We start from the raw sequence: 13,285 nt of genomic DNA, 5'->3' as shown, positions 1-13,285 counted from the left end.
CCAACGGGATGGTGATCTGCTCGGCATCGAACGGGTATGCGTGCCCTGGGACGTCCGACGAGGCGGTACCCGCTCCAGGTCGCGGCAGAGGAGAGGTCTACCCTCTCGCCCATGAACACGGGGGAGCGCCTTCGGCGCGCAAGGGTGTGGATCGTTGTCTTCATGGTCGGCCTGGTGCTGGCCGGGCTCACCGCGTTTCCGCTGGTGACCGAGTCGGGTTGGCTGGTGTGGTGGGCCACCGACCGGAGTTCGCCGCTGTCCGGGATGGTCGGCCACCTGCCGTCGGTGGTGGCGTGGGTGCGGCACGTGCACGAGGGGCTGGCGCAGACCTCGCAGACCTACCCCTTCCTCGCCTACGGAACTGACTGGCTGGCCTTCGCGCATCTGACCATCGCCGTCGCGTTCGTCGGGCCGCTGCGGGACCCGGTGCGCAATGTGTGGGTGCTCGACTTCGGCTTGATTGCCTGCGCGGGCATCATCCCGCTCGCGCTCATCTGCGGGCCGATGCGTGGACTGCCGCTCTGGTGGCTGCCGATCGACATGTCCTTCGGACTCTTCGGCGCTGTCCCACTGTTGTTGGCCCGGCGGCACATCAAGGCGGTGGAGCGAGCCGACGGCGGAGGCGGGGCCACCGCGGTCACACCCGCACCCGTACCTGCCGGCTGACCGACGCCGGGTCGCGTGCTCACCCCTCCGGGGTGGGCGCGCCGGCGGAGACCAGGCCGGTCTCGTAGGCGAGGACGACCGCCTGGACCCGGTCGCGCAGGCCGAGTTTGGCGAGGATGCGGGCCACGTGGGTCTTCACCGTCGTCGCGCTGAGGGTGAGCCGTTCCGCGAGTTCCGCGTTGCTGAGGCCCGTCGCGAGGAGGCGCAGTACCTCGAGCTCGCGGGGCGTGAGCTCGGAGAGGTCACGGTGGACGGTGGATTTCTCCTCGTCCTTGGGGGCGAAGCGTTCGATCAGGCGGCGGGTGATGGTTGGGGCGAGCAGGGCGTCGCCGGACTGGACCAGGCGGACGGCGGAGACGAGGTGCTCCGGCGTCACGTCCTTGAGCAGGAAGCCGCTGGCGCCCGCCGTCAGGGCGGCGTAGACGTAGTGGTCCAGGTCGTACGTGGTGAGGATGAGGACCCGCGTCTCGCCGGGGCCGTCGGCGAGGATGCGGCGGGTCGCCTCCAGGCCGTCCATCTCCGGCATGCGGATGTCCATCAACACCACGTCAGGGCGGGTGCGGCGGACCGCGGCGACGGCCTCCTCGCCGTTGGCGGCCTCGGCGACGATCTCGATGCCGTCGGCGGCGAGGATCATCCGGAAGCCGGTGCGGACGAGCGCCTGGTCGTCGGCGATGACGGCCCGGAGAGGAAGAGACGTCGGTGTGGGCGTAGACATGCGGTGGCGGTCCTCATTCACGGCGTGGGCGGATCGTCGGAGCGGCGGGGTCAGTCGGTCTTCCAGGGGACGCGTGCGGTGATCTTGTATCCGCCGCCGATTCTGCGCCCTGACTCCAGGGTTCCGCCATAGACGGCGAGTCGCTCCCGCATGCCGAGCAGTCCGCGTCCGTTGCCCGTGGCCGCCTGCGGGCTCCGCAACCCACCTCCGTCGGCCACCTCGATGCGCAGCCAGGCCCCGTCGCGGCCGATCGAGACGGTGGCCCGCGCGCCCGCCGCGTGCTTCATCGTGTTGGTCAGCGCCTCCTGCACCACCCGGTAGACGGCCAGATCCAGCCCTGAGGGCAGCGGATCCGGGGGCAGATCGGCGATGTCCACGGTCACGTCGACGCCCGCCGCGCGGACCCGCTCCACCAGGCCCCCGAGCTGGTCCAGGCCCGGCTGCGGCTCCAACTCGTCGCCCGAGCCGACCGTGCCGCCCTCGCCGTCCGGACGGGCGCCGCTCGACGCTGCCAGGAGGCCCATGACGTGCCGAAGTTCCGCCATCGCCGCGCGCCCGCCGGATTCGACGGCCAGCAGCGACCGCTTCGCCTCCTCAGGGGCCTTGTCCAGTACGGTCCGGGCGGCGCCCGCCAGGATGACCATCACGCTCACGTTGTGCGTGACCACGTCGTGCAGTTCGCTCGCGATGCGTGAGCGCTCCTCCTCCAGGGCCCGACGCATGGCGTCCTCCTGGGCGGATTGCAGCTCGGCCAACCGTTCCTGACTGTCAGTCAGTCGCTGTCGCCAGGTGCGGGAGATGCTGCTCAGCCCACCGGCGAGCAGCATCACCACGAACGGACCGGACCACCCCGGCAGCATCGGGTCCGCGTGCCGGAACGCGATCGCCACCGCCGTGGCGCCGAGGACCAGACTCGCCGTCGCCTGCACCCGGTAACGGCTGTAGGTGACGGCGCTGTAGGCGGCGATCACGCAGGCCAGCAGGTTCACCCAGGTCGCGCCCGTGTGCACCGACTCCGAGGCGACGATCACCACCCAGAAGGTGCCGAGCGGGTAGCGCCGCCGGAGCGCCAGCGGGAGCGTGGACAGGACGGCCCGGTACCAGGGCTCGTAGACGGCGACCACGGCATGCGGCTCGGCGACCGGCGCCGGGGGAGCGCCGCCTGCGACGCCCGACGGGTCGAGGTGCTGCCCGTGCAGGTCCACGGCCTGGAAGCCGAGCGGGTGCGTCGCCGCGACGATCAGGGCCGCCACCATGAGCGCTACCGCGAAGGCCGCGTCGAGAACCGTCGCCCGGGTCGAGAGCGGAGCGGCGGGCGGGTCCGGGCGCAGGGCCTCGCGGGCCTGTTCGCGCCAGGTCCAGTTCTCTCGTATGTCCGTGATCACCGGGCCATTCTCACGTGCGCGGGCCGCGCGCGGCGTCCGTCTCGACGATCACGTTCGGCGGACCGCCCGTCCGAGCGATGTACATCGCAAGGATGACCCCGCGCGCGGCTCGTCCTCGCGGCCGACCGGATGTCGGTGCGACGGCCGACGCTCCCGTCGCAGGCCCGCACCTAGCGTCGAACTCGTCAACAGGACAGCACCACACCGCATCCGGCACCGAAGGACGGCAGCCCCATGGGCAACGTGATCGAACTGGCAGAGGCCACCAAACGCTACGACGAGGTGGACGCCCCGGCACTCGGCCCGCTGACGCTCGCCGTCGCGGAGGGCGAGGCGCTGGCCATCGTCGGCCCCTCGGGAAGTGGCAAGTCGACCCTGCTCAACCTGATCGCGGGACTGGACAAGCCGACCGTCGGCACGGTGAGCGTGGGCGGCGAGCGGATCGACAACCTGGGCGAGAGCGCCCTGGCCCGCTTCCGGCGGGACCGGATCGGCATGGTCTTCCAGTTCTTCAACCTGCTCGACGACCTGACCGTGCTCGACAACGTGCTGCTTCCGGCGCAGTTGGCCGGAGCGCCAAGGCGGGCCTCGGCGCAGCGAGCGGCGGAGCTGCTGGACACCCTGGGCATCGCGAAGCACAGCCGCGCCTACCCTGGGCGCCTCTCCGGCGGCGAGCGGCAGCGCGTGGCGGTGGCCCGGGCGTTGATCAACCGTCCGGCACTGTTGCTCGCCGACGAGCCGACGGGCGCGCTGGACTCCGCATCCGGGCAGGAGGTCCGCGAACTGCTGCTCGACCTGCACCGGGGCGGCCAGACGATCGTGCTGGTCACGCACGACCTGGCGTTGGCGGAGGCGTGTGCGAGCCGGATGATCCGGCTGGTGGACGGAATGGTCGCGGAGGACCGCAGCTGCGGGCGCACCGCGCACACCTACGCCGACGCGCAGCCGGTCAAGGCGGCGGTCAAGGCGGCGGTCAACGCGGCGGCCATGGCGGCGGTCGGCTCGGCGCAGAACCCGGACGTCGCGCGATGAGCCGCCGTTCGAACCCGACCGACCAGGGGACGACGCCGCGACGCGGCAGCGCGATGGGACGGGTGGTGCGCTCCGGCGTCGCCCGGCGCAGGGTGCAGGCGATCGTGATGGGCGTCGCCGCCATGGTGGCGGTGACCGCGATGATCGTCGCGGGCTCGCTGATGATCGCCGCGTCGGCTCCCTTCGACCACGCCTTCGCCCAGCAGCACGGGCCGCACGTCATCGCTCAGATCGACGAGTCCAAGGCGGGTGCCGCACAGATCACCGCCACGGGCCGGCTCGCCGGCGTCACCGGGACGGCCGGTCCCTACCGGACCGTGACGCTCAACCCGCTGGACTCGAACGGCAACAAGATGGGCACGCTGACCATGGTCGGCCGGTCCACCGCAGGCGGTGCGTTGGACGACCTCACGCTGGACTCCGGTCACTGGGCGACCGAGCCGGGCGAGGTCGTGCTCTCCACGGACTTTGAGAACGGCCCCTTCGCCCTCGGCGCGAAGCTCAGCTCCTCGGACTCTGCCGGCGCGACCGCGCTGACGATCGTCGGCTTCGCCCGCTCGGTCAGTCAGTCGGCCGAAGGCTGGCTTGCTCCGGCGCAGGTGGACGCGTTCCGGGCGGCGGGCGCGCCGGGCACTGTGCAGATGATGTACCGCTTCGCCAGTGCCGGCACGACCGCGCAGATCAACGCGGACCGCGAGGAGCTCGGCGCCGCGCTGCCCACAGGCGCGCTGCTCGGCGCGCAGTCCTATCTGGACACCAGGCTGGCGGCCGACGAGAGTTCGGCCGCGCAGGTGCCGTTCATCACGGCCATCGGGGCGCTCGGCCTGCTGATGTCCGTGATCATCGTCGCGAGTGTGGTCAGCGGGGCGGTCGGTGCGAGTCTGCGCAGGATCGGCATCCTCAAGTCGATCGGCTTCACGCCGGGCCAGGTCGTCCGGGCGTATGTGGCGCAGGCGCTGATCCCGACCGCCGTCGGTGCGGCCGCGGGTGTGCTGCTCGGCAACGCGCTGGTCCTTCCGCTGCTGCACGACGCCCAACAGGCGTTCGGTACCGGGGCCCTGTCGGTGACCTGGTGGGTCAGCCCGGTGGCGCCTCTCGCCGTGCTGAGCCTGGTCGCCCTGTCGGCGCTGGCCCCGGCGCTGCGGGCCGGCCGGCTGCGGACGGTCGACGTGATCGCCACCGGGCGCACGCCCCGGGGCGGGCGCGGACAGCGGGCGCATGGGGTATCCCCTGCTCGTAGAGCTTGGGGAGGCATCGCTGCTCGGCTGCCGCTGCCCCGGCCGGTGACCCTGGGCCTGGCCGCGCCGTTCGCCCGCCCGGTCCGGACCGCCGGGATGCTCGCGGCCGTCGTGTTCGGGACCATGGCGGCCACCTTCGCCGTCGGGCTGACCTCCTCGCTCAGCGCCATCGGCGTGGCGGAGTCGCCGGGCTCGGGTGTCGCGGTCATCGTCGACACGGGTGGGCACGGGCTGATGACGATGCAGCACCCCAAGGGCTCGGGCGCGGTCTCGGTCAAGGTCACTTCGGAGACCATCGCGCGGGTGGGGTCGGTCGTCGCCGCCCAGTCGGGCACCGCCTCCTCCTACGGCATGGCCATCACCGAGAGCACCGCGCAGGGCGTCTCCGGCGCCGTGCGGACCACTCTCTACCAGGGCGATTCCTCGCTCACGGCCACGGAGCTGGTCGCCGGTCACTGGCTGACCGGGCCTGGGCAGGTGGTCCTGCCGACGCACTTCCTTCAGTCGAGCGGGAAGCGGATCGGCGACGCGCTGACCCTGACCGTGCGCGGCGAGTCGGTGTCCCTGCGGATCGTCGGCGAGGCGTTCGCGCCGGCGAACGGAGGCATGAACGTCTTCGCTGAACTCTCCGACTTCTCGGCGGTCCGTCCGGCGATCCAGGTGGAGCTGTACGGGGTCACGCTCAAGCCGGGGGTCTCCGCTCAGGAGTACGCCGCGCCGCTGAACACGGCGCTGGAGCCACTGGGCGCGCAGGTCATTCCGGGCGGGAACGGGGGAGCGCACGCGTCGATCACGATGCTGGAGGCGATGGCCGGACTGCTGACCCTGATGCTGGTGGTCGTGGCCGGGCTGGGCGTGCTTAACGCCGTGGTCCTGGACACCAGGGAGCGGGTGCGGGACCTGGGGGTCTGCAAGGCGCTCGGGATGACGCCGCGTCAGACGATCGCGCAGGTGCTCGCTTCCGTGGCCGGACTCGGTGTGGTGGGCGGCATCATCGGGGTGCCGGCCGGGGTGGCGCTGCACGTGTTCGTCATGCCGATCGTCGGGCAGGCGGCAGGGACCGGCCTGACGACTCCGATGCTCTCCGTCTACCAGCTGGGCGAACTAGGCCTGTTGGGGCTGGGCGGAGTCACCATCGCGCTGCTGGGGGCGATGGCACCGGCCGGCTGGGCGGCGAAGGTGCGGACTGCGGTCGCGCTGCGCACGGAGTAGGACCGGTCGGGCCACGGCGCGGTTCGGCGGGAGGAGAAGGACAGCTCGTGGTGGGTGGGCCCGGTCGTCGGCGGACGGTCGGGTCGACCGCGTTGCCCGCCCTGCCACGGCGCTCGCGACCCCACCGGCCTGGCGGCACTCGCCCGCCTGCACGCGCCGGTACTCCGGCCCCCGCTGCCCCTCAGGCACGTACCACCGGCGCTCGCGGACGCCTTCCGCGCCGCCCGGCCCAGGCAGGAGAGGTGGCTGCCCAGGCCGGGCGGTACCGCGTCACCTGCTCGGCACGGCCAGCAGCAGGGCGAAGCGCTCCTCCTCGTCCGTCCACCAGTGCCGGACGGTGAAGCCCGCGCGCTCCAGCTCGGCGGTCAGGGACTCGCGGCGGAACTTGACCGAGATCTCGGTCCGGAGCCGCTCGTCCTCCTCGAAGTCCACGGAGAGTCCGAGCGCGGTCAGTTTGACGGTCTGCGCGACGCGTGAGCGCAGGTGCATCTCGATCCGCTCGGACTCCTCGTTCCAGAGCGCCACATGCTCGAAGGCCGCCGGGTCGAAGTCCGCGTCCAGCTCGCGGTTCAGCACGTTGAGCACGTTGCGGTTGAACTCCGCCGTCACGCCCTGACTGTCGGCGTACGCGCGGACCAGCACCTCGCGGTCCTTGACCAGGTCCGCGCCGAGCAGCAGCACGTCGTCGGCGCTGAGCGTGTAGCGCAGCGCCTTGTAGAAGGACTGGCGCTGGTCCGCGTCCAGGTTGCCGATCGTGCTGCCGAGGAAGGCCACCAGGCGCGGTCCGGGCGCCTCGGGTGGGAGGGTGAGGTCGCCCTCGAAGTCGGTGACGGTGGCGGCGACGCGCAGCCCCGGATAGTCGCGGATCAGCGCCTCGCCTGCCTGCTCCAGCGCGCTGGGGCTGACGTCGAGCGGTGCGTAACAGACCAGCGTGCCCGCCGCCGTGAGCGCGTCGAGAAGCAGCCGGGTCTTGCGCGAGGAGCCGGAGCCGAGCTCGAAGAGCGTCGCCGCGCGGGTGAGCGCGGCGATCTCCGGGGCGCGGCGGGTGAGGATCTCCTGTTCGGCGCGAGTGGGGTAGTACTCCGGAAGCCGGGTGATCTCCTCGAAGAGCTCGCTGCCGCGTGCGTCGTAGAACCACTTGGGCGGCAGGGACTTGGGGTGGGCGGTCAGCCCTTCGACGACGTCACTGCGCAGTTCGGTGGCGAGGTGGTCGGCGGGAAGCCGGTCGTCCAGGGTGAAGCTGGGGCTTTCGATGCGGTCACTGCTGTCGGTGGTCATGCGGTGCGTCTCCGGTTCGTTGCCGCTTGTGGCGGACAGGAGCTGGGGTCTGCGGGGGCTGCGGGATCTACGGGAGGAGGGGTGCACGGGGGAGGCGGGTGGTCGCAGGGCGAGGACGCGGACCTGGCCGCGCGTGGCCAGCAGCAAGGAGCGGTCCGGCACCTCGCGCCAGCCCGCGTCCTGGCCGGACGCGGTGTCGTCCGGCTCGGAGGCCACCAGGACTCGGTCCGGCGCCTGCCGGTACCAGAGCGTGTCGCCGAAGCGGGTCGCGGCGATCGTCGAGCCGTCGGTGAGCAGCAGGTTCAGCCGCGCATCGGGCCGGACCGAGGCGACCTGGCGGACCAGCGCGGCCAGCGCGCCGCCGGCGGGTTCGCCACGGCGCAGTCGCCGGACGAGCATCGCCCAGAGCAGGGCCGAGTCGCTGCGCGCCTCAAGGGCCAGTAGTTCGGCCGCGCCGAGGGCGGAGCCCGCGCCCGGTCCGCCGCCGGCGGCGACGGCGGCCGGGAGCCGGGTCCAGTCCGGGACGGCGCCGTTGTGGCTGAACAGGTGGCGGCCGTCGCGGAAGGGCGCTGCGGCGGACTCGTCCTGGCTGGTCCCGGCCGTCGCCGAGCGGACGGCGGCCAGCACCGCGCCGCTGCGGACGGCTCGGGCCAGCTCGGGAAGGTTCGGATCGGCCCAGATCGGCACCGCCCGGCGGTAGCGGGTGGGCACGGGCGCCTCCGGCCCCGACGCGTCCGCGCCGGATCCCGTACCGGCACCGGTACCGGGCTCCGGGTACCAGCCGATGCCGAAGCCGTCCGCGTTGACCGTGCCGTGACGCTGCCGACGCGGGCCCCAGGACTGCTCGAAGAGCCCGCGCGGTGGGCGCAGGACCACCTCGGCCAGCGTGACCGGGGGTCCAAGATACGCGAGATGACGACACATCAGGCGGTCGTCCCCCCGTCGTCGGGGCGTGCGGCCTCGCCGGGGGACGCGTCCCGCGCGGTGCGGAAGCCGCAGAAGATCTGGCGGCGGATCGGGTAGTCCCAGTTGCGGAAGGTGCCCCGGCAGGCGACCTGGTCGACGCCGAAGGCTCCCCCGCGCAGCACCTTGTAGTCGGGGCCGAAGAAGACCTCCGAGTACTCCTTGTACGGGAAGGCCGTGAAGCCCGGGTACGGGGCGAAGTCGCTGGAGGTCCACTCCCAGACGTCGCCGATCAACTGCCGCACCCCGTACGGCGAGGCGCCCGCCGGGTAGCTGCCGGCCGGGGCGGGCTGGAGGTGGAGCTGCCCGAGGTTGGCCAGCTCGGGTGTCGGGTCGGCGTCGCCCCACGGGTAGCGGCGGGAGCGTCCGGTGGCCGGGTCGTGGCGGGCGGCCTTCTCCCACTCCGCCTCGGTCGGCAGGCGTCGGCCCGCCCAGCGGGCGAAGGCGTCGGCCTCGTACCAGCAGACGTGCAGGACCGGCTCGTCCAGCGGCACCGGCTCGGTGACGCCGAAGCGGCGGCGCAGCCAGCCGCCGGAGACCTCGGCCTCGGCGTCGTCGCTCTCGGAGGCGCGGGTCCAGAACAGCGGCGCGCCGAGTCCCGCCTGGAGCCGGTGGGCCCAGCCGGCCGGGGACCACCAGCGCGCGTCGTGATAGCCGCCGTCAGCCATGAAGGCCTGGTAGGCCGCGTTGGTGACGGGCGCCGTGTCCAGCCAGAACCCGGGCACGTCGACCTGGTGGGCGGGCCGCTCATTGTCGAGGGCCCAGGGCTCGTCGTCACCGCTGGCGCCCATGGTGAAGGGACCGCCGGGTATCCACACCTCGGTCGGCAGAGCAGCCGCGTCGGCGGGGGCCGGATCGGGCGTCGGAGCGTGCAGGACGGCGGGGCCGCGGCGCAGTTGGTGGGTCGCGAGCATGGTCTCGTCGTGCTGCTGCTCGTGCTGGGCGATCATGCCGAAGACGAAGCCCTGGGCCAGCAGCGGGTCCCCGGCGGGGCCGAGCGGGGCGGCGTCGAGCACCTCCAGTGCGCGTTCGCGCACCGCCGCGACGTAACGCCGGGCGGGCTCCGGTGGGAGCAGCGGCAGCGTGGGACGCTCGGCGCGCGGGTGCTGGAAGGCGTCGTAGAGCGGATCGAGGTCGGGCCGTAGCGCGGGGGCGCGACCGCCCTCGCGGACCAGCCAGATCTCCTCCTGGTTGCCGATATGGGCGAGGTCCCAGACCAGGGGCGACATCAGCGGGGAGTGCTGCGCGCCGAGCTCGTCCTCGTCCAGGCAGTCGGTGAGCGCGTAGGTCCGTAGCCGCGCCCGCTCCAGCGCGGCGCGTGCCCTGGAGCGCAGGGCGTCGGAGGCGTCGGAGGCGTCGGGTTCGGCGGGTGTTCCGGTCGCGGTCGGGTCGACGGGGGCCGCGGGGTCGGTCATCGGGAGGTTCCTTCCAGACGGTCGGACCGGCAGGCGCCGTCACGGTCGTCCAACAGGTCGTCGGCGGGACATCGCCCGCGTTCGGTGTAGTGCTCGGCGAAGGAGGAGACCGCGCGGCGGAGCGGTGCGGGGACGTCCGGCCGGTCGAGGGCGGCGTCGACCGCCGCGAAGCAGTCGAGTGCGGCCTTGGCCAGCTCCGGGGCGGCCGGGCCGAGCTGCGCGGCGCGGGTCCAGGCCGCGTGCGGCGGGAGCGGCGAGCCGTTCGGGCAGAGCGGCTCTGTCGCCGCCCAGGCGGCTTCGGTCGCGACCGGGTCGTCCAACAGCACCGTCGCGAGGAGTGCGGGCACCATCCAGCCGTCGCCGGGTTGCGCGTCGATCATGCGCATTTCAAGCCATCCGCGTGCCCGCACCGGAGGGAAGAGCGTGCTGAGGTGGTAGTCGAGGTCGTCGAGGGTGGGCCGACGCTCGGTGACGCCGCCCTGGAGCCAGGAGGCGAAACTGTGGCCGGGCGGGGCGGTCCAGTCGGCGGGCGGGGTACGCCGCAGGCAGAGCAGGCCGGCGTCCAGAGCCGACCGGGTCCAGGCGGCACGCGGGTCTCCGTCGGCGGCGGGGCCCTGCGGCGGGCGGGTGCGGCTGGGGTCGAGGTGCTCCCAGACAGCCTGGCGGGTGGACCGCCAGCCGGTGGGCTTCCCCTGCCACAGGGGTGAGTTCGCGAAGGCCGCGACCAGGACCGGGCCGAGCCGGTGGGCGAGCTGCCAGCGGGCGCGGTAGCCGTCGAGGCCGCCGCCTTCCGTCCCGGCGTCCAGGTTGACCTGCACGGCGGCCGTGGCGCGCATCATCATCCGGCCCCACGGGCCGATCCGGTCGAGGTAGGCCTCCATCGCCGCGTAGCGGGGATGGTCCAGCACGCGCGGCGGGTTGCGGAAGGGCTCCAGCCCGTAGCCGACGAGGTGCAGGCCGTCGGCGCGCAGCGCCCGGCGGACCAGGTCGAGATCGGTCGCCGCGCTCGCGACGCAGGCGACCGGGCCTGCGGCGGGTGGTGTGCTGAGCTCCAGTTGGCCGCCCGGCTCCCTGGTGAGCACGGTGCCACCCGGCAGCCCGCCGGCTCTGCTGCCCGGACTAGGGCCCTGTCTGCTGCCAGGCCCGCCGTCCTGGCCGGCTTGGCCGTCGAGGCCGGTCAGCGGCGCGAGAGCGGCGTCGAGCCGCTCCAGCGGCACCGGTCGTCGCGGCTCCGCGCGGTCGACGACCAGCCACTCGAGTTCGACGCCTGCGCTTCCGGGCGGACCCGTCTTGAAGCACACGCCGTGGATGTGGCCCTCGGCCTGGTCCTGCGATATCGCAGCTCCGGACTCCGTATCGATCTCAGTACCCACGGTTCTCTCCTCCTCCCATTCCTCCACCTAACCCCCAGGCGGCCCGGGCGGCACGCCGAGCGCATCCATCCTCTGCGGCCGACGCGGGCGGACGACAGCAAGGTGTGAGCCGTTCGTCGGCGGGTGCGCGCCCCTGGCCGGGGGCGGACGCGGGGGCGGTTCGCGCCGACGGGAGCGGGATGCGGCGTGTACGGATCGCTGGGCGCGCCGGTGGCCGGAAATGATCGCCGTGGCCCCGGTCCGCGCGCTGGGCCGGAGGTCCTTCCCGACCTTGTTACCTGCCGGTAGAGTGCTGCGCCTGCCTGCCCGACCTTCCAAGATCATCGCGCATTTCCACGGGATTGCTCCCACCGGTTCAGCGACTTGTCAGACCCCCCTCCTACTGTGCTGAGTACGGGGTGACGCATCGTCGCCGCGCAGGTCAGGACGGAGGGTGGGTCGATGTATCGCCAAGGAGACGTCCTGCTGGTCCCCGTCGCCGAGGTGGCCGTGCCGGCGGGGGTGGCGTCGATGGCGGCGCAGGAGCGGGACGGGCGGGGGCGGTTGGTGCTGGTGCGGGGCGAGGCCACCGGCCATACGCATGCCGTGGTCGGGCCCGGCCGACTGCTGCGGGCGGGGGATCAGTTCGGCGAGGCATGGCTGCAGTTGACCGAGGGCGGGCGGGTCGTGCACGAGGAGCATGCCGCGATCGCGCTGCCGCGCGGCTGGTACCGGGTCGTCAGGCAGCGCGAGTACACGCCCGGAGCCGTCCGCGTCGTCGCGGACTGAGGGGCCGCGCGGATGGACCGACGGAGCGAGGGGGAGAGCCGGATGGGCGTGGAGCGGGAGGACTGGACGCGGATCGGCCTGCGGGTCGGTCCGGCGGACCGGGCCGAGGCGGAGGCGGGGGTGCGCGCCGCGTACTGGCAGGCGGGTCTGCCGGCGCCGCGGGCCGTGGTGTGGTGCGCGTCGCCGCTGACCGCCACTGCGGCGGCGCTGCTGCTCACCGGCGGGGCGGCGCAGGTGTTCGCCGACGGCCTGGGGCCCGAGGCGGAGCGGGTCTTCGAGGCGGCGCGCTCCGCCCTCGCCGCCCAGGGGGTCCGCGCGCCCGGGGCCGACGAGTGCGTCAGCGTCAGGGAGGCGGTGCGCACGGCCCCGTGGGAGGCGGCGCGCGGGCGACGACAGGTGGCGCTCGGGCAGGCGGCCTGGTCCGAGCAGTGGACGGCGACGGCGGGCGAGCTCTGGCCCCGCCTGCACGGCCTGGCCCAGCGTATCCGGGACGCCGTCGTCGACGCCCTCGCCGGGCCGGAGGACGCCGCTCGTCCGGCCGCCCAGGCGCACGGCCGTGCCGCGGCCCGGCTGGCGCTGCTGGACGCCGTGCTCGGCCAGCACGACGCGGCGTGGCTGGCCGCGTTGGCCGAGGATCCGCTGCTTGACGGCCTGGCGGCAGTCGCGCGCAGCGCCGGGTGGTGGTGGCCGTACGCCGACGTCGTGCTGCTGACGGAGCGCCCGGTGCTGCTGCGGCAGGACGAGGCCGGGCGGCTCCACAGCGGCGACGGCGCGGCCCTCGCCTACGGCGACGGCTTCGCGCTGCACGCGTGGTGCGGGATGCCGGTGCCGGGCTCGCTGTTCGAGCGGCTCGGTTCGGTGACGCCCGAGGAGATACGCGAGCAGCCCAACGCCGAACTGCGCCGGGTGATGCTGGAGCACTACGGCTACGACCGTTACCTCGCCGAGTCCGGCGCGCAGCCGGTGCACCGGGACGAGTCCGGGGTGCTGTGGCGGATCGAGCTGGAGCGGGACGAGCCGGTGGTGATGGTCGAGGTGGTCAACGCGACGCCGGAGCCGGACGGTACGCACCGGGTCTGCTGGCTGCGCGTCCCGCCGACGACGGGCACCGCACGGGAGGGCGTCGCCTGGACGTTCGGCCTGCCCGCCCAGGCGTACCAGCCGCTGCGGCAGACCTGACGCGAGAGGTGATGTCCCCTGGGGTCCGGGCGCGAGGCCACGCCGGGGGAGGGGGGAA

Annotated in this window: 10 protein-coding genes and 1 pseudogene; 5 read left to right on the top strand and 6 right to left on the bottom strand. The window is 73.5% G+C overall.

Translation table 11 applies throughout. The features are described 5' to 3' along the window. The first annotated feature begins 111 nt into the window (after positions 1 to 111). Complete coding sequence (locus tag ABIA32_RS09055) at positions 112 to 666, top strand: hypothetical protein (RefSeq protein WP_370093413.1); 555 nt, start codon at positions 112 to 114, stop codon at positions 664 to 666. Positions 667 to 685: 19 nt separating this feature from the next. Here the strand turns inward: ABIA32_RS09055 and ABIA32_RS09050 are convergent, their stop codons facing one another. Then, entirely contained in the window at positions 686 to 1,384 is a 699-nt protein-coding gene (locus ABIA32_RS09050; protein ID WP_370093411.1) for a response regulator, read from the bottom strand. Between the two features lie 50 nt (positions 1,385 to 1,434). After that, the gene (locus ABIA32_RS09045) at positions 1,435 to 2,769 is read right to left on the bottom strand and encodes a sensor histidine kinase (protein WP_370093409.1); all 1,335 of its coding nucleotides are present in this window, start codon (positions 2,767 to 2,769) and stop codon (positions 1,435 to 1,437) included. Positions 2,770 to 3,003: 234 nt separating this feature from the next. Here ABIA32_RS09045 and ABIA32_RS09040 point away from each other — a divergent pair, with 234 nt between their 5' ends. Together ABIA32_RS09040 and ABIA32_RS09035 are read left to right on the top strand one after the other, a co-directional pair. Further along, positions 3,004 to 3,801: an ABC transporter ATP-binding protein gene (locus ABIA32_RS09040; RefSeq protein ID WP_370093408.1), complete on the top strand. Its 798-nt coding sequence runs from the start codon at positions 3,004 to 3,006 to the stop codon at positions 3,799 to 3,801. Then, positions 3,798 to 6,251, top strand: coding sequence for an ABC transporter permease (locus tag ABIA32_RS09035; RefSeq protein ID WP_370093407.1), 2,454 nt, complete (start codon positions 3,798 to 3,800; stop codon positions 6,249 to 6,251). The genes ABIA32_RS09040 and ABIA32_RS09035 overlap by 4 nt, the downstream gene beginning before the upstream one ends. Before the next feature lie 270 nt (positions 6,252 to 6,521). Here the strand turns inward: ABIA32_RS09035 and egtD are convergent, their stop codons facing one another. The 4 genes and pseudogenes from egtD to egtA form a co-directional block, all read right to left on the bottom strand. Beyond that, positions 6,522 to 7,529 carry an L-histidine N(alpha)-methyltransferase gene (gene egtD / locus ABIA32_RS09030; RefSeq protein WP_370093512.1) on the bottom strand — a complete coding sequence of 336 codons (1,008 nt, stop codon included), beginning with the start codon at positions 7,527 to 7,529 and terminating at the stop codon, positions 6,522 to 6,524. A 168-nt stretch (positions 7,530 to 7,697) separates the two neighbouring features. Continuing rightward, positions 7,698 to 8,453 (bottom strand): annotated as a pseudogene (egtC, locus tag ABIA32_RS09025) (ergothioneine biosynthesis protein EgtC); the annotation flags it as partial. Continuing rightward, entirely contained in the window at positions 8,453 to 9,907 is a 1,455-nt protein-coding gene (egtB, locus tag ABIA32_RS09020) for an ergothioneine biosynthesis protein EgtB (protein WP_370093406.1), read from the bottom strand. The pseudogene egtC and the gene egtB, both read right to left, overlap by 1 nt. Then, entirely contained in the window at positions 9,904 to 11,280 is a 1,377-nt protein-coding gene (gene egtA / locus ABIA32_RS09015; protein WP_370093405.1) for an ergothioneine biosynthesis glutamate--cysteine ligase EgtA, read from the bottom strand. Before egtA ends, egtB begins: the two co-directional genes overlap by 4 nt. 441 nt (positions 11,281 to 11,721) lie before the next feature. Between egtA and ABIA32_RS09010 the strand changes: the two genes are divergently transcribed. Further along, a complete protein-coding gene (locus ABIA32_RS09010; RefSeq protein WP_370093404.1) occupies positions 11,722 to 12,048 on the top strand; it encodes a hypothetical protein in 327 nt (108 codons plus the stop codon). A 42-nt stretch (positions 12,049 to 12,090) separates the two neighbouring features. After that, positions 12,091 to 13,227, top strand: a complete 1,137-nt coding sequence (locus ABIA32_RS09005) for a DUF6745 domain-containing protein (RefSeq protein ID WP_370093511.1) — start codon at positions 12,091 to 12,093, stop codon at positions 13,225 to 13,227. Positions 13,228 to 13,285 lie beyond the last annotated feature (58 nt).

The sequence above is a fragment of the Streptacidiphilus sp. MAP12-20 genome (assembly GCF_041262525.1).
Lineage (GTDB): Bacteria > Actinomycetota > Actinomycetes > Streptomycetales > Streptomycetaceae > Streptacidiphilus.
The sequence above is the reverse complement of the archived record's forward strand: the minus strand, read 5'-3'. Positions and strand labels throughout refer to the sequence as shown.

Excerpts from the sequence above, each read along its gene's own strand:
- ABIA32_RS09055 (WP_370093413.1), top strand. The coding sequence starts at position 112 with ATGAACACGGGGGAGCGCCTTCGGCGCGCAAGGGTGTGGATCGTTGTC.
- ABIA32_RS09050 (WP_370093411.1), bottom strand. The coding sequence starts at position 1,384 with ATGTCTACGCCCACACCGACGTCTCTTCCTCTCCGGGCCGTCATCGCC.
- ABIA32_RS09040 (WP_370093408.1), top strand. The coding sequence starts at position 3,004 with ATGGGCAACGTGATCGAACTGGCAGAGGCCACCAAACGCTACGACGAG.
- ABIA32_RS09035 (WP_370093407.1), top strand. The coding sequence starts at position 3,798 with ATGAGCCGCCGTTCGAACCCGACCGACCAGGGGACGACGCCGCGACGC.
- egtD (WP_370093512.1), bottom strand. The coding sequence starts at position 7,529 with ATGACCACCGACAGCAGTGACCGCATCGAAAGCCCCAGCTTCACCCTG.
- egtB (WP_370093406.1), bottom strand. The coding sequence starts at position 9,907 with ATGACCGACCCCGCGGCCCCCGTCGACCCGACCGCGACCGGAACACCC.
- ABIA32_RS09010 (WP_370093404.1), top strand. The coding sequence starts at position 11,722 with ATGTATCGCCAAGGAGACGTCCTGCTGGTCCCCGTCGCCGAGGTGGCC.
- ABIA32_RS09005 (WP_370093511.1), top strand. The coding sequence starts at position 12,091 with ATGGGCGTGGAGCGGGAGGACTGGACGCGGATCGGCCTGCGGGTCGGT.